The organism is Bacillus sp. TSO22 (assembly GCF_020223595.1).
Classification (GTDB): domain Bacteria; phylum Bacillota; class Bacilli; order Bacillales; family Bacillaceae; genus Bacillus; species Bacillus inaquosorum.
In genome coordinates, this window is the sequence record NZ_JAHAWO010000015.1 from 22,273 (window position 1) to 44,215 (window position 21,943).

The 21,943-nt window shown below is 42.7% G+C and carries 25 protein-coding genes; 24 read left to right on the forward strand and 1 reads right to left on the reverse strand.

Annotated elements, in window-relative coordinates; all coding sequences use genetic code 11:
- Positions 1 to 132: 132 nt before the first annotated feature.
- The 17 genes from KHQ79_RS19625 to fni all read left to right on the forward strand — a co-directional run bounded on the left by KHQ79_RS19625 (position 133) and on the right by fni (position 16,023).
- Positions 133 to 1,191 carry a YpbB family protein gene (locus KHQ79_RS19625; RefSeq protein ID WP_225516650.1) on the forward strand — a complete coding sequence of 353 codons (1,059 nt, stop codon included), beginning with the start codon at positions 133 to 135 and terminating at the stop codon, positions 1,189 to 1,191.
- Complete coding sequence (locus tag KHQ79_RS19630) at positions 1,184 to 2,674, forward strand: RecQ family ATP-dependent DNA helicase (protein WP_225516652.1); 1,491 nt, start codon at positions 1,184 to 1,186, stop codon at positions 2,672 to 2,674. Before KHQ79_RS19625 ends, KHQ79_RS19630 begins: the two co-directional genes overlap by 8 nt.
- A gap of 26 nt (positions 2,675 to 2,700) precedes the next feature.
- Positions 2,701 to 3,303, forward strand: coding sequence for a CPBP family intramembrane glutamic endopeptidase (locus KHQ79_RS19635; RefSeq protein ID WP_166638368.1), 603 nt, complete (start codon positions 2,701 to 2,703; stop codon positions 3,301 to 3,303).
- Positions 3,254 to 3,997: a LysM peptidoglycan-binding domain-containing protein gene (locus KHQ79_RS19640; protein ID WP_225516654.1), complete on the forward strand. Its 744-nt coding sequence runs from the start codon at positions 3,254 to 3,256 to the stop codon at positions 3,995 to 3,997. Before KHQ79_RS19635 ends, KHQ79_RS19640 begins: the two co-directional genes overlap by 50 nt.
- 63 nt (positions 3,998 to 4,060) lie before the next feature.
- Positions 4,061 to 4,504, forward strand: coding sequence for a YpbF family protein (locus KHQ79_RS19645; RefSeq protein ID WP_004398163.1), 444 nt, complete (start codon positions 4,061 to 4,063; stop codon positions 4,502 to 4,504).
- Positions 4,505 to 4,588: 84 nt separating this feature from the next.
- Entirely contained in the window at positions 4,589 to 5,368 is a 780-nt protein-coding gene (locus KHQ79_RS19650) for a metallophosphoesterase (protein WP_060398914.1), read from the forward strand.
- Positions 5,369 to 5,526: 158 nt separating this feature from the next.
- A complete protein-coding gene (locus KHQ79_RS19655; RefSeq protein ID WP_225516656.1) occupies positions 5,527 to 6,111 on the forward strand; it encodes a genetic competence negative regulator in 585 nt (194 codons plus the stop codon).
- 156 nt (positions 6,112 to 6,267) lie between these two features.
- Positions 6,268 to 7,542 (forward strand): NAD-specific glutamate dehydrogenase, encoded by a 1,275-nt coding sequence (gene gudB / locus KHQ79_RS19660; RefSeq protein ID WP_004398159.1) that lies wholly within the window; start codon positions 6,268 to 6,270, stop codon positions 7,540 to 7,542.
- A 107-nt stretch (positions 7,543 to 7,649) separates the two neighbouring features.
- Positions 7,650 to 8,624 (forward strand): YpdA family putative bacillithiol disulfide reductase, encoded by a 975-nt coding sequence (locus KHQ79_RS19665; protein ID WP_088110685.1) that lies wholly within the window; start codon positions 7,650 to 7,652, stop codon positions 8,622 to 8,624.
- 118 nt (positions 8,625 to 8,742) lie between these two features.
- Positions 8,743 to 9,399, forward strand: a complete 657-nt coding sequence (prsW, locus tag KHQ79_RS19670) for a glutamic-type intramembrane protease PrsW (RefSeq protein ID WP_004398155.1) — start codon at positions 8,743 to 8,745, stop codon at positions 9,397 to 9,399.
- Positions 9,400 to 9,552: 153 nt separating this feature from the next.
- Positions 9,553 to 10,464 carry a spore cortex-lytic enzyme gene (gene sleB, locus KHQ79_RS19675; RefSeq protein ID WP_004398152.1) on the forward strand — a complete coding sequence of 304 codons (912 nt, stop codon included), beginning with the start codon at positions 9,553 to 9,555 and terminating at the stop codon, positions 10,462 to 10,464.
- A gap of 35 nt (positions 10,465 to 10,499) precedes the next feature.
- On the forward strand, positions 10,500 to 11,852 hold the full coding sequence (ypeB, locus tag KHQ79_RS19680; RefSeq protein ID WP_060398912.1) for a germination protein YpeB: 1,353 nt from the start codon (positions 10,500 to 10,502) through the stop codon (positions 11,850 to 11,852).
- Between the two features lie 96 nt (positions 11,853 to 11,948).
- Positions 11,949 to 12,605, forward strand: a complete 657-nt coding sequence (gene dgrA, locus KHQ79_RS19685; protein ID WP_029316850.1) for a cyclic di-GMP receptor DgrA — start codon at positions 11,949 to 11,951, stop codon at positions 12,603 to 12,605.
- Between the two features lie 44 nt (positions 12,606 to 12,649).
- Positions 12,650 to 12,826: a YpfB family protein gene (locus tag KHQ79_RS19690; RefSeq protein WP_004398147.1), complete on the forward strand. Its 177-nt coding sequence runs from the start codon at positions 12,650 to 12,652 to the stop codon at positions 12,824 to 12,826.
- A 78-nt stretch (positions 12,827 to 12,904) separates the two neighbouring features.
- The gene (cmk, locus tag KHQ79_RS19695) at positions 12,905 to 13,579 is read left to right on the forward strand and encodes a (d)CMP kinase (protein WP_004398144.1); all 675 of its coding nucleotides are present in this window, start codon (positions 12,905 to 12,907) and stop codon (positions 13,577 to 13,579) included.
- A gap of 233 nt (positions 13,580 to 13,812) precedes the next feature.
- Positions 13,813 to 14,961, forward strand: coding sequence for a 30S ribosomal protein S1 (gene rpsA, locus KHQ79_RS19700; protein WP_003225495.1), 1,149 nt, complete (start codon positions 13,813 to 13,815; stop codon positions 14,959 to 14,961).
- A gap of 12 nt (positions 14,962 to 14,973) precedes the next feature.
- A complete protein-coding gene (gene fni, locus KHQ79_RS19705) occupies positions 14,974 to 16,023 on the forward strand; it encodes a type 2 isopentenyl-diphosphate Delta-isomerase (RefSeq protein ID WP_225516658.1) in 1,050 nt (349 codons plus the stop codon).
- Between the two features lie 41 nt (positions 16,024 to 16,064).
- Here fni and KHQ79_RS19710 read toward each other — a convergent pair whose 3' ends face one another.
- Positions 16,065 to 16,196, reverse strand: a complete 132-nt coding sequence (locus tag KHQ79_RS19710; RefSeq protein WP_004398140.1) for a YpzI family protein — start codon at positions 16,194 to 16,196, stop codon at positions 16,065 to 16,067.
- Positions 16,197 to 16,273: 77 nt separating this feature from the next.
- Between KHQ79_RS19710 and KHQ79_RS19715 the strand changes: the two genes are divergently transcribed.
- The 7 genes from KHQ79_RS19715 to KHQ79_RS19745 all read left to right on the forward strand — a co-directional run bounded on the left by KHQ79_RS19715 (position 16,274) and on the right by KHQ79_RS19745 (position 21,771).
- Positions 16,274 to 16,873 (forward strand): YphA family membrane protein, encoded by a 600-nt coding sequence (locus KHQ79_RS19715; RefSeq protein WP_004398139.1) that lies wholly within the window; start codon positions 16,274 to 16,276, stop codon positions 16,871 to 16,873.
- Positions 16,870 to 17,763 (forward strand): YIEGIA family protein, encoded by an 894-nt coding sequence (locus KHQ79_RS19720; RefSeq protein ID WP_225516659.1) that lies wholly within the window; start codon positions 16,870 to 16,872, stop codon positions 17,761 to 17,763. The genes KHQ79_RS19715 and KHQ79_RS19720 overlap by 4 nt, the downstream gene beginning before the upstream one ends.
- A complete protein-coding gene (locus tag KHQ79_RS19725; RefSeq protein ID WP_004398137.1) occupies positions 17,760 to 17,954 on the forward strand; it encodes a capping complex subunit for YIEGIA in 195 nt (64 codons plus the stop codon). Before KHQ79_RS19720 ends, KHQ79_RS19725 begins: the two co-directional genes overlap by 4 nt.
- 153 nt (positions 17,955 to 18,107) lie before the next feature.
- Entirely contained in the window at positions 18,108 to 19,418 is a 1,311-nt protein-coding gene (der, locus tag KHQ79_RS19730; RefSeq protein WP_003225506.1) for a ribosome biogenesis GTPase Der, read from the forward strand.
- A 17-nt stretch (positions 19,419 to 19,435) separates the two neighbouring features.
- A complete protein-coding gene (locus tag KHQ79_RS19735) occupies positions 19,436 to 20,473 on the forward strand; it encodes an NAD(P)H-dependent glycerol-3-phosphate dehydrogenase (protein ID WP_225516660.1) in 1,038 nt (345 codons plus the stop codon).
- Positions 20,474 to 20,811: 338 nt separating this feature from the next.
- Entirely contained in the window at positions 20,812 to 21,015 is a 204-nt protein-coding gene (locus KHQ79_RS19740) for a DUF2768 domain-containing protein (RefSeq protein ID WP_060398910.1), read from the forward strand.
- A gap of 21 nt (positions 21,016 to 21,036) precedes the next feature.
- The gene (locus KHQ79_RS19745) at positions 21,037 to 21,771 is read left to right on the forward strand and encodes a hypothetical protein (protein WP_225516661.1); all 735 of its coding nucleotides are present in this window, start codon (positions 21,037 to 21,039) and stop codon (positions 21,769 to 21,771) included.
- Positions 21,772 to 21,943: the final 172 nt, after the last annotated feature.

The window sequence follows — 21,943 nt, forward strand, 5'->3', positions numbered from 1 at the left end:
CTTATCACATAAGGGGTTATCTACATAACATCCCCCTTAATGATGACTTTAAACGTCGATTTCTGTTTAAAATCTGTTAAAATAAAAAGAGCAAATCAACGATTTTTGTCAGGAAGAATGTGGGTGGATAGGTTGTCATTAAATTATTTCGATATTATGGTTCTCGATTGCCTTTGTAAAATAAACGGAGAACGGTCGGGAAGTGCTGTTTTTCACCTATTCAAAGGCAAAAGATCGTCACAAACCATTCAAGATGCCGGCTTATTTCAGACTGCAAAATACTTTGGAATGGCTCAGCAATGTTCAAGAAGCGATATTTCAGCGTCACTCACCAAGCTTGAACAGCATTCATATCTCGAACCAATGCCTGAAACAGATACATACAAGGTGACAACTAGCGGCGAAGCAGCATTAAGGCATGCTCTCAGTGAACGCCCCTGGCCCGCTCACTGCCACGGCGCTTATTACCAGCAGGCTGCCGGCGTACTTTGGAAAAGGCTTTCGCTGCTTGTGCAAGTCTTATCACATAAACAGCGAGGGAGCAGGCAGTATATCCCTGTCACAAACGATTATAAGACACTTCACTGGGTAAAGAAATACCTGTCCCGGCATACGGATCATATAGAGATGGCAAACAGCCTTTTTGCTATGCTGGAGGAGAATTTGCATAAGATTGATGACAAAGCAGCGCAAATTTTTGTCTACTCCTTAACCTCGCACGATAGGATCGGTTTTACGAGCAGGCAGCTTGCTGACACGCTGAAAGAAGATGAATGGTATGTTTATGTCATGTTTTGGGCTTCAGTACATTATTTTATTCATTCTCTTCCGGAGTGTGAACATTCTCTGTTAAAGGACCTCCTCTCTGATGTTTATTTAGAGAATGCCCTGACAGAGTCAACGAGGAAAACATGGCAGATGGTCAAACAAGGGATCCCGATACAGCGAATTGCCGAAATCAGAAAGCTGAAAACAGCGACAATCGAAGACCATATTGTCGAGATTTCTCTCTATGAGCCTGCGTTTATGATTGATGACTATGTATCAGCGGAAGACCAGCTCCACATTGCAGCGTTTGCCAAGCGGATGCGGACGAACAAAATCAAACAAATTCGCGACGGCCTGGAGCAGCAATTCAGCTACTTTCAAATTAGGCTGGCATTGACGAAGCAGGTGCAGCAATATGACTAAATTACAGCAAACGTTATATCAGTTTTTTGGTTTTACTTCCTTTAAAAAAGGGCAGGAGGACATTATTAGAAGCATACTTAGCGGGAAGGATACCATTGCGATGCTTCCGACTGGGGGAGGAAAATCGCTTTGCTACCAGCTGCCTGGCTATATGCTTGACGGCATGGTATTAATCGTTTCTCCATTGCTTTCTTTAATGGAGGATCAGGTACAGCAGCTGAAAGCACGTGGTGAAAAGCGTGCGGCCGCTTTGAACAGCATGCTTAGCAGGCAGGAAAGACAATTCGTTTTGGAGCATATTCATCGCTATAAATTTTTGTACTTGTCTCCTGAGGCTTTGCAGTCGCCATATGTATTGGAAAAATTGAAAAGTGTCTCGATCAGCTTATTCGTAATTGATGAAGCGCATTGTATATCTGAATGGGGACACGACTTTAGACCTGACTACTCAAAGCTCGGACAGCTGAGAAAAAAACTTGGGCACCCGCCCGTTCTGGCATTGACCGCTACAGCTACAAAGGATACGCTGCAAGATGTCATGAACCTGCTAGAGCTGCAGCATGCCGAACGGCATCTCAACTCAGTCAATCGCCCAAACATCGCGCTCAGGGTGGAAAATGCGGCGGATACTGCCGAAAAAATAAATAGGGTCATTCAGCTGGTTGAAAACCTGCAAGGTCCGGGAATTGTTTATTGCCCGACACGGAAATGGGCTGAGGAATTAGCGGGTGAAATTAAAAGCAAAACGAGCAGCAGAGCCGACTTTTACCATGGCGGTATGGAGTCTGGCGACAGGATTTTAATTCAGCAGCAGTTTATTCATAATCAGCTTGATGTGATATGTTGTACGAATGCGTTTGGAATGGGTGTCGATAAACCTGATATCAGATATGTGATTCATTTTCACCTCCCGCAGACGGCTGAAGCTTTTATGCAGGAAATCGGCAGAGCGGGACGCGATGGAAAACCTAGTGTCAGCATTTTGCTGCGGGCGCCAGGGGATTTTGAATTGCAGGAGCAGATTATCCAAATGGAGAGTGTTACAGATGAAGAAATCGCCAATGTGATCCGTGTGCTTGAGGAGACGGAGGAGCGGGATGAAAGAAGGCTGCGTGATGTCTTAATGCAGTATGGTGTCGGAGAGACACAAGCCCGTATGATGATTCATCTCTTTATGCAGGGGAAAACATCAATTGAACTGATAAAGCGGGAGATTTCATATCGCATGGAGCTGAAGCTGGAAAAAATGCGCCGCGTATCTTTTCTGCTTCAGCGTGATGGCTGTTTAAGGCAATCTATGTTAACCTATTTTGATGAATCATACGAGCCTGATGACGGAAACCTCCCGTGCTGTTCATATTGCGGTTTTGATCTATCCTTGTATGAACAAAAAGGAGAACGGAGTAAAAAGGCGCCATTAGACAGCTGGAGTTCGGAATTGCAACGGATATTCAGCTTGCAGACTGTAGGTGAGCTGAACTGAAACAGCAAAAGGATTTCATTCAGTATATGTCTGACCGTGATATGCTGAAGCAGTTATATTTGACGCAGCTTTTGATCATCATCGTCGCAGCTGGAGCTGGATTGTTCTTTTTTGCGGATGCAAGGGACGTACTAAAGCTCTGGGATATTCGCGATATGCGAATCATATGGTATGGTGTTTCTGTTGCGGTTATTGTTATTTTAGCCGATATGGCAGTAATGAAATGGTGTCCGCCTCATTTATATGATGACGGCGGAATCAATAAAAAAATATTCAGTAAGAGGTCAATCCCTCATATTATATTTTTAACGCTTCTGATTGCTTTCGCGGAAGAAATGTTATTCAGAGGAGTGCTTCAGACTCATATCGGTTTATGGGCGGCCAGCATTGTATTTGCCGTTCTGCACTTTCGATATTTGTCAAAATGGCTGTTATTTATCATGGTGACAGCAATCAGCTTTTTGCTCGGTCTGATATATGAATGGACCGGTAACTTATTTGTTCCGGTGACGGCACATTTTATCATTGATGCTGTGTTTGCCTGTCAGATTCGTTTTGAACATGTGAGGAGGGATATACATGACGAACATGTCGAGAGTAGAGAGAAGAAAAGCCCAGAATCTTTATGAAGATCAAAACGCCGCCGCATTGGCGGACGATTATGTTGATGATGATGGAGAAAGCCTTCCGACAAGACAATCTGTAAAAAATCAAAAAGAACAGAAAAAAAAGCAAGGCAAAACAAAAACGCCATTATTCACTGTACTCGCTGTATTATTTGTATTTGTGCCGGTTATCGTTTTAGTGACCTTATTTTATCTCAAAAGCCACCCGGATAATCATGATGATTATGAAGATGTTTTTATCGACAGCAGCCAAAGCAAATATGAGGTTGTGCCGAAATCAGCGGATAAAAAAGATAACGAAGACACCAAAGAGACCAAAGAGACTGCACTGCAGCAAGAGTCAAAAAAAAAGTCTGAGGATACAAGGGCAAAAGAGCCGGCAAAAACAACAACTGATCAGAAACAGCCTGCTGTAGCGGAAAAAGAAGACTCAGCAAATAAGGAGGAAGCAACCGCCGCGGCTGCTTCCTCTTCTCAACAAACAGCAGCCCGGCAAGAACAACAGCCGGCTGAACCAGTTCAACCCGAGCCGAAACGCGTTGTCAAGCACACCGTCCAGAAGAAAGAAACGCTGTACCGCATTTCCATGAAGTATTATAAAAGCAGGTCAGGAGAAGAAAAAATTCGCGCGTATAACCATCTAAATGGAAATGATGTCTACACCGGACAAGTATTGGACATCCCCTTGGTGGATTAAAGGGCATTTTTTTATTTTACGCACATATATTGTAGCAATGAAAATGGACAAGGTGTGAAGCGTATGGAATCTTTATGGAATCAGCTGGATCAGTTTACAGACGCGCCGACCAAACAGATGCTCCAAGCACTGGTGAAACGAAAACGAAAATTTGAAAATTATGCAGCACAGTGCCGCAGGTGGCGATGGACTTCACTCATTTGCCTGGGTTTATTATGTCTGATGATCATGATCAAAAGCCCGGCGCCTCAGCTCGTTCTTCAAGAAATGCTTAGCCATACTTTTTATTTATTTTGGATGATGGCAACCGCTTTTGCATACTGCACTTCATATTATTTTAAGAAAAAGGAAGAAAAAGCTGAGGGTGATTTCCATAAACTGAGATGCGAAATTATTCAGAAAAGCACTGACCTTTGGCCGCAGCCGGATAAATGGAAGGCGAGAGAGTCTGTCTTTCAAATGATGAAGCACAAATATGACATAAATCTATATTTTGAAAGTAAATAAAATGGGGCGTTTTCTCAAACGATAGAAACGTCTTTTTTTTATTGTCCGTCTTATTGATAAGTTCTAAAAGAATGGAGAGTTTTTATGAAGCTATCAGTGAAAATTGCCGGAGTGCTAACTGTGGCGGCAGCGGCAATGACGGCAAAAATGTACTCAACAGCAAAAGGCAACCATCTGAAAACACATACATTTCCTTTATCAAAAATGAAGGGCAAGCCGCCTCTTACAATCTTTTTTATTTCAGACATTCACAAGCGTCTCATCGATCAAGATCTTTTAGAAAAAGCGCGAAGCCATGCCCCTCACCTTGTTATCATCGGCGGTGATTTAGCTGAGGGCGGAGTGTCTAGTACGAGAATCGAGGAAAACATCAAAAGGCTCGCGGCTATCGGGGTCCCTGTCGTATTTGTGTGGGGGAATAATGATTATGAAGTCAGGCAGCATGAACTGTATTCTATATTCAAAGTGCATGGTGTCATCACTCTGAGGAATGAGTCAGTTCCGTTTTCGTACAACGGCCATACGATAGGCATTGCCGGAGTTGATGATATCAGGATGGAGATGGATCATTATGAGGAAGCCATTAAAGAACTCGATAAAAGCCAGCTGAATATTCTGGTTTGCCATAACCCGGAGATCCATGAACAAATCAATGAAGCTGATGGTATTGATGCGATATTCAGCGGACATACCCATGGCGGTCAGATCAGGTTTGGAAAATTCGGCCCGTATGAACTTGGAAAAACAGGCATGATTAAAAATGCGGCGTACCTGATCAGCAATGGATATGGCACAACAAAAGTGCCTCTTCGTTTAGGTGCTGAGCCGGAAACGCACATTGTGACTCTTTGCGCGCCAGAATAACTTCTCAAAAGCAAAAATCCATAAGGCAATAAAAACTGCATTGTGCTTGTCTTACTAGTGAACTCAGTGTAAACTGATAACAATTAAGAACCTATGACTCATCATCTCATATAATGTGTTATATGATTTGTGTGCAAGTAGAGGCAGGAGGGAACGTTATGCGGCTTGAGCGTCTGAATTATAATAAGATCAAAATCTTTTTAACCCTCGATGATTTGACAGACCGGGGATTGACAAAAGAAGACCTCTGGAAGGACTCATTTAAAGTCCACCAGTTATTTAAAGATATGATGAATGAAGCTAATACAGAGCTCGGCTTTGAAGCGAATGGACCGATTGCAGTGGAAGTGTATTCTCTCCAAGCACAAGGGATGGTAGTGATCGTAACAAAGAACCAAGAAGCCGATTCAGAAGACGATGAGTATGATGATGATTACATCGAAATGCAAGTCAAGCTTGATGAAAGCGCGGACATCATTTATCAATTCCATTCCTTTGAAGATATCATTCAGCTTTCAGAAAGCTTACAGCGAATCGGTATCACAGGGGGAACTGTCTACCACTATGACGGACAGTACTTTTTAAGCCTTGAAGACCTGGGATCACATACGGCTGAGGGGGTTGTGGCGGTTCTTGCTGAATACGGCAATCCGACAACTTTAACGATTTATCGCTTGCAAGAGTATGGTAAGCTCATTATGGACGGTAATGCCGTCGAGACGATACAGACTCATTTTTCATAAGAACGCACGAAAAACTGCTGATTTCACAGCAGTTTTTTTTCGTTAAAAAACATGGAAAAACATAACGTTTATTCTATGCACAGATCATATGAAGGTGTATACTATTCTCTGAAAGGGAGCATGTGAGAAACAGAAGATTCTAGGAGGTTAACTCAAATGGCAGCCGATCGAAACACCGGTCATACAGAAGAGGACAAACTTGATGTATTAAAATCAACCCAAACCGTAATACATAAGGCTCTGGAGAAATTGGGATATCCTGAAGAAGTATACGAACTGTTAAAGGAGCCGATGAGATTATTAACGGTAAAAATACCTGTTCGTATGGACGACGGTTCAGTAAAAATTTTCACAGGTTATCGTGCGCAGCACAATGACTCTGTCGGTCCGACGAAAGGCGGGATACGTTTTCACCCGAACGTAACAGAAAAAGAGGTGAAGGCGCTTTCTATTTGGATGAGTTTAAAATGCGGCATAATTGATCTTCCATATGGCGGTGGTAAAGGCGGAATTGTTTGTGATCCAAGGGATATGTCGTTTAGAGAGCTGGAGCGTCTGAGCAGAGGGTATGTCAGAGCAATCAGCCAAATTGTCGGTCCGACGAAAGACGTGCCGGCGCCGGATGTATTTACAAACTCACAAATCATGGCTTGGATGATGGATGAGTATTCAAGAATTGATGAATTTAATTCGCCTGGATTTATTACAGGCAAGCCGCTTGTGCTTGGCGGATCTCACGGGAGAGAATCTGCGACAGCAAAGGGTGTAACCATCTGTATTAAAGAAGCGGCTAAGAAAAAAGGCATCGATATTAAAGGTGCGCGTGTCGTTGTCCAAGGCTTCGGAAACGCGGGAAGCTATTTGTCGAAATTTATGCACGATGCAGGGGCAAAGGTTGTCGGCATCTCAGATGCATATGGCGGACTTTACGATCCAGAAGGACTCGATATCGATTACTTACTCGATCGCCGCGACAGCTTCGGTACCGTAACAAAGCTTTTCAACGATACCATTACGAACCAAGAGCTGCTGGAGCTGGATTGTGATATCCTCGTTCCTGCTGCGATTGAAAATCAAATTACTGAAGAAAATGCCCATAATATCCGGGCTGAAATTGTCGTTGAAGCGGCAAACGGGCCAACGACACTTGAAGGAACAAAAATTCTTTCAGACCGGGACATTCTGCTTGTACCAGATGTGCTGGCAAGTGCCGGCGGCGTAACGGTTTCTTATTTTGAGTGGGTTCAGAATAACCAAGGCTTCTACTGGAGTGAAGAAGAGGTAGAAGAAAAATTAGAAAAAATGATGGTCAAATCATTTAACAATATTTATGAAATGGCTAAAAACCGAAGAATTGACATGAGACTCGCTGCTTATATGGTCGGCGTTCGCAAAATGGCTGAAGCTTCGCGTTTTAGAGGCTGGATATAAGTTGATGATTTGCATAAAAATAAAAAATCTCCTATGATAAAATAGGAGATTTTTTTATTCGGAAATAGAAAAATATGATGAAATGCCAATCGCAGGAGTTGACGGAAATGATTCAAGAAAAAGCAATAATTATAGGTGGAGGACCTTGCGGATTATCTGCTGCCATTCACCTAAAACAAATTGGCATTGATGCCCTCGTCATCGAAAAAGGCAATGTCGTTAACAGCATTTACAATTACCCGACGCATCAAACCTTTTTCAGCTCAAGTGAAAAGCTTGAAATCGGAGACGTGGCATTTATTACGGAAAACAGAAAGCCTGTCAGAATTCAGGCTTTGTCGTATTACAGGGAAGTGGTCAAGCGGAAAAACATCCGTGTAAATGCGTTTGAAATGGTTCATAAAGTGACGAAGGCGGAAAACAATACATTCGTGATAGAGACGTCAAAAGGAACTTACACGACACCATATTGTATTATTGCAACAGGCTATTATGATCATCCAAACTATATGGACGTACCCGGTGAGGATTTGCCGAAAGTATTCCATTATTTTAAAGAAGGCCATCCGTACTTTGACAAAGATGTCGTCGTCATCGGCGGGAAAAATTCAAGTGTAGACGCTGCGCTTGAACTCGTGAAATCTGGAGCGCGTGTCACAGTTTTATACAGGGGCAATGAGTATTCGCCAAGCATTAAGCCTTGGATTCTGCCTGAATTTGAATCGCTAGTTAGAAACGGAACAATCCGTATGGAATTTGGCGCTTGTGTAGAAAAAATCACCGAGGATGAAGTTGTATTCCGCTCCGGCGAGAAGGAACTCATTACCATTAAAAATGATTTTGTATTTGCCATGACAGGCTATCATCCCGACCATCAATTTCTTGAAAAAATGGGTGTTGAAATTGATAAAGAAACAGGACGTCCGTTTTTCAATGAAGAAACCATGGAAACAAACGTTGAAGGTATTTTTATTGCCGGGGTTATTGCTGCGGGGAACAATGCAAATGAAATATTTATTGAAAACGGCAGGTTTCATGGGGGACATATCGCAGAGGAAATCGCAAAAAGAGAAAATCATTAAAGAAGGGAGCATATGATGAATTCGTATGCTCTTTTTGTTTTTTTAAGTGTAGACAGATGTAAAATCATAAACAACATGGTAGGATAGACTTAGGAATATAAAGGAAAGAGGTTGCCTGATGTTTGCAATCATCTCTGCAGGAATTGCCCCCGGCATCGCGCTGTTAAGTTATTTTTATTTAAAAGATCAGTATGATAATGAACCTGTACATATGGTGCTTCGATCGTTTTTTCTAGGGGTTGTTCTTGTATTTCCCACGATGTTTATCCAGTACGTGCTTGAAAAAGAGAATGTGGGAGGCGGAAGCTTTTTCGTTTCTTTTTTATCTTCGGGGTTTTTAGAGGAATCATTAAAATGGTTTATTTTGATGGTCAGTGTTTACCCGCATGCCCACTTTGATGAGCATTATGACGGGATTGTGTACGGGGCCAGTGTATCGCTCGGTTTTGCAACCCTCGAAAATATTCTATACTTAATCGGTCACGGCGTGGAGCATGCGTTCGTCAGGGCGCTGCTGCCCGTTTCATGCCATGCCTTGATAGGCGTTATTATGGGATTTTACCTTGGGAAAGCCCGTTTTTCCGCTGATAAGACGCGTGTGAAGTGGCTTATTCTTTCTTTAGCAGTCCCGTCACTTTTGCATGGATCGTATGATTTTATCCTCACAGCACTCAGCAATTGGATTTATTATATGCTTCCATTTATGTTATTTTTATGGTGGTTTGGTTTACGCAAAGCGAAAAAAGCCCGTTCCGTCAATATGATGCAAATATAGAAGCCGCACAGAAACCGTGCGGCTTTTTTATGTGCCGATTTATCAAATGAGATTTTATGTTTTGAGGGATAACAAGGAAAGAGTGTATAAAAATAACCTCGTTACAGAAAATACGATTACACTTAAAAATTTGCTGTAGGAGGCTTGAAAAAGATGAAGTCCAAAGGATCGATTATGGCATGTCTCATCCTTTTTTCCTTTACAATAACGACGTTTATCAATACTGAAACCATCGCTGCCTTTTCGAATCAGGTCATTCAAAGAGGGGCAACAGGAGACGATGTGGTCGAACTCCAGGCGCGCCTTCAATACAATGGATACTATAACGGAAAAATTGACGGGGTTTATGGATGGGGAACGTACTGGGCAGTTCGAAATTTTCAGGATCAATTCGGGTTAAAAGAGGTTGACGGCCTTGTCGGAGCTAAAACAAAGCAAACCCTAATATCTAAATCTAAATACTATCGTGAATATGTCATGCAGCAGCTTCAAAAAGGGAATACATTCACGCATTACGGAAAAATTCCGCTGAAATACCAGACGAAACCATCAAAAGCAGCAACACAAAAAGCAAGACAGCAAGCAGAGGCGCGGCAGAAACAGCCTGCGGAAAAAACAACGCAGCAGCCTAAAGCGAATAAACAGCAAAACAATACACCTGCAAAAGCAAGAAAACAGGATGCGGTCGCTGCCAACATGCCTGGCGGATTTTCCAACAATGATATCAGGCTGCTTTCTCAGGCAGTTTATGGCGAAGCCCGGGGCGAGCCGTACGAGGGGCAGGTTGCCATTGCAGCAGTCATTTTGAACCGATTGAACAGCCCGTTATTTCCGAATTCTGTGGCCGGGGTTATTTTTGAGCCGCTTGCCTTCACAGCAGTAGCCGACGGGCAAATTTACATGCAGCCTAATGAAACGGCCCGAGAAGCAGTATTGGATGCCATCAATGGCTGGGACCCATCAGAGGAAGCGCTGTACTACTTTAACCCGGATACAGCTACAAGTCCGTGGATTTGGGGGCGTCCGCAGATTAAAAGAATCGGTAAACACATTTTCTGTGAGTAGCAGGACATGAGAAAGCATAAAAAGAGGTGTGATAAATGATCAGAGGAATTTTAATCGCCGTGCTCGGTATTGCAATTGTCGGTACAAGCTACTGGGGATACAAAGAGCACCAGGAAAAAGACGCAGTTCTTCTTCATGCTGAAAATAACTATCAGCGGGCGTTTCATGAACTTACCTATCAGATGGATCAGCTTCATGATAAAATCGGAACAACACTTGCTATGAACAGCCAAAAATCGCTGTCACCTGCATTGGTAGATGTGTGGAGGATTACATCTGAAGCACATAACAGTGTCAGTCAGCTGCCGCTTACATTAATGCCGTTTAACAAAACAGAAGAGCTATTATCAAAGATCGGCGATTTCAGTTATAAAACGTCAGTCAGAGATTTGGACCAAAAGCCGCTTGATAAAAAAGAGTATACTTCACTAAATAAGCTATATCAGCAATCCGAAGATATACAAAATGAACTGCGTCATGTTCAGCACCTTGTCATGAGCAAAAACCTTCGCTGGATGGACGTAGAGATGGCGCTGGCTTCTGACGAAAAACAAAGTGATAATACGATTATCAACAGCTTTAAAACTGTCGAAAAAAATGTCGGTGCATTTTCCACTGGAACTGATCTAGGCCCGAGTTTCACAAGCACAAAAAAAGAAGAGAAAGGCTTCGGCCATCTGAAAGGAAAAGAAATTTCCGAACAGGAAGCAAAACAAATTGCTGAGCGCTTTGCCCCGGATGATAATTACTCAATTAAAGTGGTAAAGAGCGGAAAAAAAACAAATCGCGACGTATATAGCATCAGCATGAAAGACCCAGACCATAAAGCAGCGATTTATATGGATATTACGAAAAAGGGCGGGCATCCGGTATATTTGATCCAAAACAGAGAAGTGAAAAATCAGAAAATCAGTTTGAATGACGGATCGAACCGCGCGCTCGCCTTTTTAAAGAAAAACGGATTTGAAACAGATGATTTGGAAATTGATGAAAGTGCCCAATATGATAAAATCGGCGTATTTTCATATGTTCCTGTTGAAAATAAAGTCCGGATGTACCCAGAAGCGATTCGCATGAAAGTGGCCTTGGACGACGGTGAGGTTGTCGGCTTTTCAGCAAGAGACTTCCTAACATCCCACAGAAAAAGAAACATAGCTAAGCCAGCCATTACTGAAGAAGAAGCAAAATCCAAATTAAATAAAAATGTACAAGTGAGGGAAACAAGGCTCGCTTTGATTACAAATGAAGTTGGGCAAGAAGTGTTGTGCTATGAAATGCTCGGAACCATTGAAAACGACACATTCAGGATGTATATTAATGCTAAAGACGGATCGGAAGAAAAGGTTGAAAAACTAAAAAATGCCGAACCTATATATAAAGACCTATAAAAAATAGGAGGAAAGGACTAAATGTCTTTTCCTTTTTTTCATTACATGCTTTAATAAAAAGTGAGTATATTTGAATACGAAAGAGTGAAGTCAATGATGATAGAGATTGGGGAAAATGTACATTTAGAATATATAGAAGAAAATGAATTGAAAAAAGCAAAGAGCAAGGCAGTAAGCATCGAAAACAATGAGCTTTTGATTGCGTACCCTGTTGATGTAGTTACAGGGCGAACTGTGATTTTACATAACGATATGGAAGTAATGGTAGAGTTTGTGGGCAAAGACGAAGTTCCTTACCGCTTTACAAGCCGCATAAAAGGTAAAGTGAAGGACAAACTTCAAATGATTTGTCTTGAAGTGCCTCCCCGTGAAAAAATGAAACGAATCCAGCGCCGCCAGTATGTAAGGTCTGATGCGGTATTGGATGTGCAAATTAAGCCTGCAGATGAAAAAGAAGGGTTCCACACACTTTCCTATAACATCAGTGCAGGCGGCATCGCCGTGATTTTAGCTGATGGCCGTTCTTTTCAATCCGGAGAATCATTGCGCCTTATCATCAGTCTTTCTGAAGAGGAGAACACACGTCAAATAGAAACAGCAGCCGTTGTCAGACGAATCTTTAATGATCCAAAATCCAGGAAACGTAAAATGACCATTGAGTATACGGGAATCGCAGCAAGTGACCAGCAGTTCCTGCTTCAATATTGCATCCGGCGCCAGTTAAATAAGAGAAGAAAGGCCCGGATGGAATAAACATCGGCAAACACTTCCATACTATTTGTGATGGAGGTGCTCCGATGAAAACATTTGAACGGCTGCTAATTAAAATATTGTTTATTCAGGCCATCATTTTACTTAGTGTCCAGTTTCTTTTTCACTATCAGCATATTGAACCTTATGTATCAAAAGTGATTCAATATGAAGGGGTGGATAACATGGAGGGGGACAATAAGATTGAAACCTTCAAACATTAATTATTCATCAATTTTTCACCCTTTTTCATAAAGTTCGTGATACAATCCATAGAGGAGAAAAGAGCAAGGAGAGGAATTATGGAAAAGAAATTATCGATTGCAATCGACGGCCCGGCAGCTGCGGGGAAAAGCACCGTTGCCAAAATTGTGGCTGAGAAAAAATCGTACATATATATTGATACAGGAGCGATGTATCGGGCGATAACGTACGCGGCTTTACAGGAAAACGTTGATCTGACAGATGAAGAAAAACTGGCTGAGCTGCTAAAGCGGACAAACATTGAACTGATTACAACAAAAGAAGGACAAAAAGTACTCGTTAACGGCACCGATGTAACCGAGGCGATCAGAACAGATGAAGTCAGCAACCAAGTTTCAATTGCGGCCAAGCATAGAAGCGTCAGAGAAGAAATGGTGAAGCGCCAGCAGCAGCTTGGGGAAAAAGGCGGCGTCGTCATGGATGGACGTGATATCGGGACTCACGTGCTGCCGAATGCAGAAGTGAAGATTTTTCTTTTGGCATCTGTTGAAGAGAGAGCGAAACGCCGTTATGAAGAAAATGTGAAAAAAGGCTTCGATGTCAACTACGAAACATTAATTGAGGAAATTGCAAGAAGAGACAAGCTTGATTCAGAGCGCGAAGTATCTCCCCTGCGCAAAGCAGAAGACGCTCTTGAAATCGACACGACATCTCTTTCTATTCAAGAAGTAGCTGATAAAATCCTTGAGGCAGTGGAGCAAAAGTCCCGCTGATTAAGGCGAATGCCACTTTTTTTGAATTTTTCAACGAAGAAAGAATGTTATTGCTTGACAAACCTGTCCTTTTATTAGAAGTTAATACTAATAAAACTTTTTATTGATCATTCAAAAAACTTTTTTGGATGATTCTTTAATACATATTCGGCTAAAAGCGGGCATGTTTATATGTTCAGCTTTCAAACCGTTTTAATTAAGCTGTGTAGGTTTGGACCAAGGAGGTTATTCAAATGACAGAGGAAATGAATCAAATTGATGTTCAAGTGCCAGAGGTTGGAGATGTAGTTAAAGGGATTGTGACAAAGGTAGAGGACAAGCATGTGGATGTTGAAATTATCAATGTCAAACAGTCCGGCATTATTCCAATCAGTGAATTATCAAGTCTTCATGTAGAGAAAGCATCGGATGTTGTAAAAGTAGACGACGAGCTTGACCTGAAAGTAACAAAAGTGGAAGACGATGCTTTGATTTTATCTAAACGTGCTGTTGATGCAGACCGCGCTTGGGAAGACCTTGAGAAAAAATTTGAAACAAAAGAAGTGTTTGAAGCTGAAGTAAAAGATGTCGTAAAAGGCGGCCTTGTCGTTGATATCGGCGTTCGAGGTTTTATCCCGGCATCACTTGTTGAAGCGCATTTCGTTGAAGATTTTACTGACTATAAAGGGAAAACACTGTCTCTGCTCGTTGTAGAGCTTGACCGTGATAAAAACCGCGTGATCCTTTCACACCGTGCCGTTGTTGAAAGTGAACAAGCGAATAAAAAACAAGAACTTCTTCAGTCTCTTGAAGTTGGAAGTGTACTCGATGGAAAAGTACAGCGCCTGACTGACTTTGGCGCGTTTGTTGATATCGGCGGTATCGACGGACTTGTACACATTTCACAGCTTTCCCACTCCCATGTAGAGAAGCCGTCTGACGTTGTCGAAGAGGGACAGGAAGTAAAAGTGAAAGTATTATCGGTTGACCGTGATAATGAACGTATTTCTTTATCTATCAAAGATACACTGCCTGGACCTTGGAGCCAAATCGGCGAGAAAGTGAAACCTGGTGATGTGCTTGAAGGAACTGTACAGCGTCTGGTAAGCTTCGGTGCCTTTGTTGAAATCCTTCCAGGTGTTGAAGGTCTCGTTCATATTTCTCAAATTTCTAATAAACACATCGGCACGCCGCATGAAGTCCTTGAAGAAGGACAGACTGTAAAAGTGAAGGTTCTTGATGTGAATGAAAATGAGGAGCGCATTTCATTAAGCATGCGTGAACTTGAAGAAGCGCCTAAAGCCGATCAGGAAGATTACCGTCAATATCAGGCGAAGGAAGAAACAAGCACTGGCTTCCAGCTTGGAGATCTGATCGGAGATAAGCTGAATAAACTAAAATAATTGGTGATAAACGTGACTCGAGCAGAACGGAAAAGACAACACATCAATCATGCCCTGTCCACTGGCCAAAAGCGGGAAACGGGTCTTGATGATATTACGTTTGTTCATGTCAGTCTGCCCGATCTTGCATTAGAACAAGTAGATATTTCCACAAAAATCGGCGAACTTTCAAGCAGTTCGCCGATTTTTATCAATGCAATGACTGGCGGCGGCGGACAACTTACATATGAAATAAATAAATCGCTTGCACGAGCGGCTCGTCAGGCTGGAATACCTCTTGCTGTCGGATCGCAAATGTCCGCATTAAAAGATCCCTCAGAGCGTGTTTCGTATGAAATCGTTCGAAAGGAAAACCCAAACGGGCTGATTTTTGCCAACCTGGGGAGCGAGGCGACAGCTGATCATGCAAAGGAAGCAGTTGATATGATTGGAGCGGATGCGCTGCAGATTCACTTAAATGTGATTCAGGAAATTGTGATGCCTGAAGGAGACCGAAGCTTTAGCGGCGCTCTGAACCGCATTGAACAAATTTGCAGCCAGGTCAGTGTACCAGTCATTGTGAAAGAAGTCGGCTTCGGTATGAGCAAAGAATCAGCAGGGAAGCTGTATGAAGCTGGAGCGGCAGCTGTTGATATTGGCGGTTACGGGGGTACAAATTTTTCGAAAATCGAAAATCTCCGAAGACAGCGGCAAATTACTTTTTTTGACTCGTGGGGCATTTCGACAGCCGCAAGTTTGGCGGAAATCCGCTCTTCGTTTCCTGCAAGCACAATGATTGCGTCCGGCGGCCTGCAGGATGCGCTTGATGTGGCGAAGGCAATTGCGCTTGGGGCCTCTTGCACCGGAATGGCAGGACATTTTTTAAAAGTGCTGACTGACAGCGGCGAGGAAGGACTGCTTGAGGAGATTCAGCTGATCCTTGAGGAATTGAAAATGATTATGACCGTGCTGGGCGCCAGAACGATTTCTGATTTGCAAAAGGCGCCTCTTGTGATCAAAGGTGAAACCCATCATTGGCTTACAGAGAGAGGGATCGATACGTCCAGCTATAGTGTGCGATAAATATTAAAGCCCAAAACCTTATGAGTTTTGGGCTTTTTGTTTTATGATTTTCGCTTTTTGAAGCTTCCGTTTTGTTCAAGGCTTGTCGCTCCGTCATAGTGAATGGACTGGTCTCGGTCTGATTCGACTCTGCCAGAAGCTTTGAGTTTTTTCTCCTGTCTGTCTTTTCCCATGATCATGCTCCTTAATGTGAGATGGATTGTTTAAAAAAAGCGCTTGGGTTCCATACTGGGAGTATGGAGGAAGCAATATGGAACAATTTTATTACTATTGGTCAATGTGGTTTCTGTGGGTCCTGACAACATTTATTTTTGAAAAAACGAAAAGACGATTTGCCGTCTCTGTCTTTATTTTGACTAATATAATCCTAAGCATACATGACATTACTTTATATTTTTCCCTGAATGCTGCTTATATGATGTTTTTCGTCTGCGGGTGTGTCTATGCCGGGTATTTGGGAATGTATCGTTTTCGTTATCTCATGGTCTTTCTGACGCTTGTTGGCGGGTATGCGTTTGTCTATCTTTTTGCATTATATGATCCGGTTTGGTTCATCATAAAACCTGAGTGGGTTGCCGTTATATTATTAGTGCTTTTGACAGCTTCAGTTGAAAGGGATTTCGAGAAGCAGCTTACCTTATTTGTCCTAGGGATGTGCCAAGGCGAACTGGTGTATTCGTTTGTGATTCAGAAGTTGGCTGGGGGATTGGCTGTCGGCGGCTTTCAATGGCTGAATGCGTGTTCTGCGGGCATGATATTGCTGTTTGGCATATCCAAATACGAACAGCTCGCAAGCCAAATTGGTCAAAAAAGCAAAAGATCAAACAAAGGAGCTACCAAAATGTCATGAGTGATTACATCTATCCGATTATTGCTGGGGTCATTGCCGGAGTAGCAACACGGCTTTATATGCTGAAAACGGATTACCGCCAGTATCCGACCTATATTCATGGGAAAGTCATTCATATTGCACTAGGGCTGATCGCGGCTGGTTTAGGGGCAATTATTATGCCGGCGCTTTTGCAGGAGGAATTTACGGCCATCACATTTTTAACGTTAGCCGCGACGCAATTTAGAGATGTCCGAAACATGGAGCGGAACACGCTGACGCAAATGGATTCGTATGAACTTGTCTCCAGGGGAAGCACATATATTGAGGGAATTGCCATTGCGTTTGAAAGCAGAAATTATATTGTGATCTTTACAGCGCTTTTGACAACCTCTGCGTATGTGTTTTTATCCATTTGGGCTGCAATTATAGCGGCTATTGTTTGTTTTTTGCTGGCAATGAAATTTATGTCGGGCAGTGTATTGAAGGAAATTGTAGACATCGAGTACATAAAGCCTCACTTTGACGGTCCGGGACTGTTTGTTGATAATATTTATATGATGAATATCGGGCTTCCGGAGAAACAGGAGCTGATTTTAAAGCATGGCATGGGCTTTATTTTAACGCCGAAAAACTTTAATTCAGCAGCGACGATTGCCAACTTAGGGCAGCGCCAGGCGATTTTATTTGATGTTTCCAATGTGCTCGGGGTTTATCGGGACTCAGGCGAGCCGTCTCTGACGCCCATTGCAAAACGGGATTTAAATGACGGGAGAGTGGCAGTCTTTGTTCTGCCGCAAATTAACCACCCCGAAACGGCTGTTCAAATCATCAGCAATGTTCCAACCTTGGAAAACGCAATCAGAATGCCGACGGAATTTATCAAAAAGCAGGATAAGGTGATAGGATGAGCGAATCTCTCACGAAAGTGATTTTGTCTGTGATCACGACTAACCGAAACCGGGCTGCGGGGGGAGCGCCTGTCTTTTTTTGCAATGACCAAAAGGAGATGGAGCTTTTCGCTAAAAATCTTGAGGCGATCCTTGATGGAATAGCGCATAGAATTGGAGATGACGTGTATTTGATCGTGAAACATTTCTAAGAATAGTTGTGATCCCAGTAAAAACTGATATAATAAATGAGTTAAGCCCTTCCTCTGAAGGGTTTCTTTTCATAAAAGTGAATGAAATGATTTTAATAACCGGTTGAAAATTTATGTAAAAATGAAAGCGGCTGGATCGAAAGGAAGGGTACTATGGGTAAACCTGTCGTAGCCATTGTCGGGAGACCAAATGTAGGAAAATCCACAATCTTTAACCGGATTGCGGGAGAAAGAATTTCAATAGTAGAAGATACCCCTGGAGTGACAAGGGATCGGATATACAGCTCGGCTGAATGGCTGAATTATGATTTTAATTTGATTGATACTGGCGGTATTGATATCGGTGATGAGCCGTTCTTAGCGCAAATTCGCCAGCAGGCTGAAATCGCCATGGATGAAGCGGACGTCATTATTTTTATGGTGAATGGCCGTGAAGGCGTAACAGCTGCTGATGAAGAAGTAGCAAAAATTTTGTACCGCACGAAAAAGCCTGTTGTTTTGGCAGTTAATAAACTGGATAACACAGAAATGAGAGCGAATATTTATGATTTTTATTCGCTTGGCTTTGGCGAGCCATATCCAATTTCGGGAACACACGGACTCGGACTGGGTGATTTACTGGATGCCGTTGCAGAGCATTTTAAAAACATTCCTGAAACGAAATATGATGAAGAAGTTGTTCAATTTTGCCTGATCGGGCGCCCGAATGTCGGAAAGTCCTCACTTGTGAATGCGATGCTCGGCGAAGAGCGCGTCATTGTGAGCAACGTGGCGGGAACGACAAGAGATGCTGTTGATACGGCATTTACGTACAACCAGCAGGAGTTTGTCATTGTCGATACTGCCGGTATGCGAAAAAAAGGGAAAGTCTATGAAACGACTGAAAAGTACAGTGTGCTGCGCGCGCTGAAAGCAATCGACCGCTCAGAAGTCGTTGCGGTTGTGCTGGATGGCGAAGAAGGCATTATTGAACAGGACAAGCGCATCGCCGGTTATGCACACGAAGCGGGCAAGGCCGTCGTAATCGTTGTAAACAAATGGGATGCTGTTGACAAAGATGAAAGCACGATGAAAGAATTTGAAGAAAATATCCGTGATCATTTTCAATTTCTTGATTATGCGCCAATCCTATTCATGTCAGCCTTAACGACAAAACGGATCCATACGCTGATGCCTGCGATTATTAAAGCGAGCGAAAACCATTCACTTCGAGTTCAAACGAATGTCTTAAATGATGTCATCATGGATGCTGTGGCAATGAATCCGACACCGACTCATAACGGTTCTCGTTTGAAGATTTATTATGCGACTCAAGTGTCGGTGAAGCCGCCGAGTTTCGTTGTGTTTGTAAACGATCCGGAATTGATGCATTTTTCGTACGAACGCTTTTTAGAAAACCGAATCAGAGATGCGTTCGGTTTTGAAGGGACACCAATCAAAATATTTGCAAGAGCTAGAAAATAAAAAGGTGTGAAGCAAAAATGAAAAAAGTCACAATGCTTGGAGCGGGGAGTTGGGGAACGGCGCTAGCTTTAGTTCTAGCTGATAACGGAAATGAAGTGTGTGTGTGGGCTCACCGTTCAGATTTAATTCATCAAATTAATGAGTTGCATGAAAACAAAGATTATCTGCCGAATGTTAAGCTGCCTACAACCATTAAAGGAACAACAGATATGAATGAAGCTGTTTCGGATGCAGATTTCATTATCGTTGCGGTTCCGACAAAAGCGATTCGGGAAGTGCTGAGACAGGCTGTGCCTTTTATAACGAAAAAGGCAGTCTTTGTTCATGTCAGCAAAGGCATAGAACCTGATTCGCTCCTTCGCATTTCTGAGATTATGGAAATTGAGCTCCCGAGCGATGCCAGAAAGGATATTGTTGTTCTTTCCGGACCGAGCCATGCGGAGGAAGTGGGGCTGCGGCATCCGACGACCGTTACTGCATCTTCAAAGAGCATGCGGGCAGCAGAAGAGGTGCAGGATTTATTTATTAATCACAATTTCCGGGTGTACACAAACCCTGACGTTATCGGAGTTGAAATCGGGGGGGCTTTAAAAAATATTATTGCCCTCGCCGCAGGAATTACAGACGGTTTAGGGTATGGCGACAATGCCAAAGCGGCTTTGATTACACGCGGACTTGCCGAAATCGCGAGACTCGGAACGAAAATGGGCGGGAATCCCCTGACGTTTTCTGGATTGACAGGAGTAGGCGATCTGATTGTTACGTGCACAAGTGTACATTCCAGAAACTGGCGTGCCGGCAATTTGCTTGGAAAGGGCTACAAGCTTGAAGACGTTCTCGAAGAGATGGGAATGGTAGTTGAAGGCGTCCGCACGACAAAAGCGGCTTATCAGCTTTCGAAGAAATATGATGTGAAAATGCCGATTACAGAAGCACTCCATCAAGTTCTTTTTAACGGACAAAAAGTGGATACTGCTGTTGAATCTTTAATGGCGAGGGGCAAAACCCATGAGATGGAGGATCTGGTCAATACGTTTGAAAATCAAGTGAAGTAAAAGTGTCAATCGTATTGAAGACCGCATATCTTAATTGAACGAAAGCTCGAAAAACAGAAGAACACCCAAGTCTTGGGATCTCCTGAAACATTTTGCCGATTTAGGCAATAGAGGATGCATCTGTGTGTCAAGTCGCATACTATAGCATCGAAGTCCAAGAGAGTGTTTCTTAAACGTGCAGGTGAATATAGTCAATTTGACTGAAGTGAAGGTCCCCCTCTTTGCTTCAGTTTTTTTGTTCTATCAAAGGATGGAAAATCTGGTTGATCTTTTCCGGGGCTGTATATTAAAATTAAAATATAACGCTTACATCATACATATCGGGGAGGCGCAGGTCATTGAGTCTGGCATTGATGAAAATGTGGTTTGCACTGGGGTCCATGGGTCTGATGTTTCTGGCTGTAGCTTCCATCTATTTAAGCCGGTTTAAGTTTCAAAATCGGTTACTGAAGATAGCGGTATCGTCTTTTGCTTACATGTGTATGCTCATATCTGGAATTATTGTGTTTTTCGTGGTATTCAGCGGCCCCGTCAATGAATAAAGCTGTAAAAGGAAGTGCTGTATGGGTAAACTGAAGTGCGCTATAATTTTTGCGGCAGTCGTGTTTTTATCGGGGTGTTTATATCCGAATGAGCGGAAAAGCAGTGTACATGCCATTCCTTATCAGGACCAGCTAAAGCAGGTTCAGTCTGCTGTTGATGAATTTCAAAAGGCTAATGGAGGGCTGCTTCCCATTCAAACAAAAGATATGTCGACACCGCTATATCAAAAGTATCCGATAGACTTTAACCGTTTAGCGCCGAGATATATAGCCGAACCTCCAAGCACGGCATATGAAAGCGGAGGAGACTATCAATATGTGCTTGTTGACGTAGAGAACGATCCGACAGTTAAATTGATTGATCTAAAGATGGCTGAAAAAATCCGCGATGTGAAATTGCGCGTCCAAATGTACCGCCAGGAGCATCAATATCCGCCTTACAAGGATGTGCTATCACGTGATTTATTTACACTCGATGGGAAGAAGCTTGGGGATGGAAGCACTCTTACAGTGACAAGCCCAATCTCAGGGAATTCCTTGCCGCTTATGATTGACGGAGACGGAGAAATATATGCCGATTACCGGACTGAGCTGGCTTCTTGCCTCAAAAAAAGCAAAAAAACGTTTAAACCCGGTTCTGAAATCCAGGATATGATTTGGCAAGAAACCCCCTTTGTCCCCGCGTTTTCTGTGAAATATACGGTAAATGACAAACAGGAACCTGTTTTTTTAGAAAATGATATGAAAAAGGAATGAACCTTTCTCCCTTGCATACAAATAGGGAGAAAGGTTTTTTTATACTTTAATAGATTGTGGATGGGAAATTTTCTAAAGATGTCATATTGAAATAGGACAACGTCATACACATATAGTGTCCTGTGTTTGATTGAAAGAGCTTAATAAAATTGAGAAGGATAGGAAGTCCGGG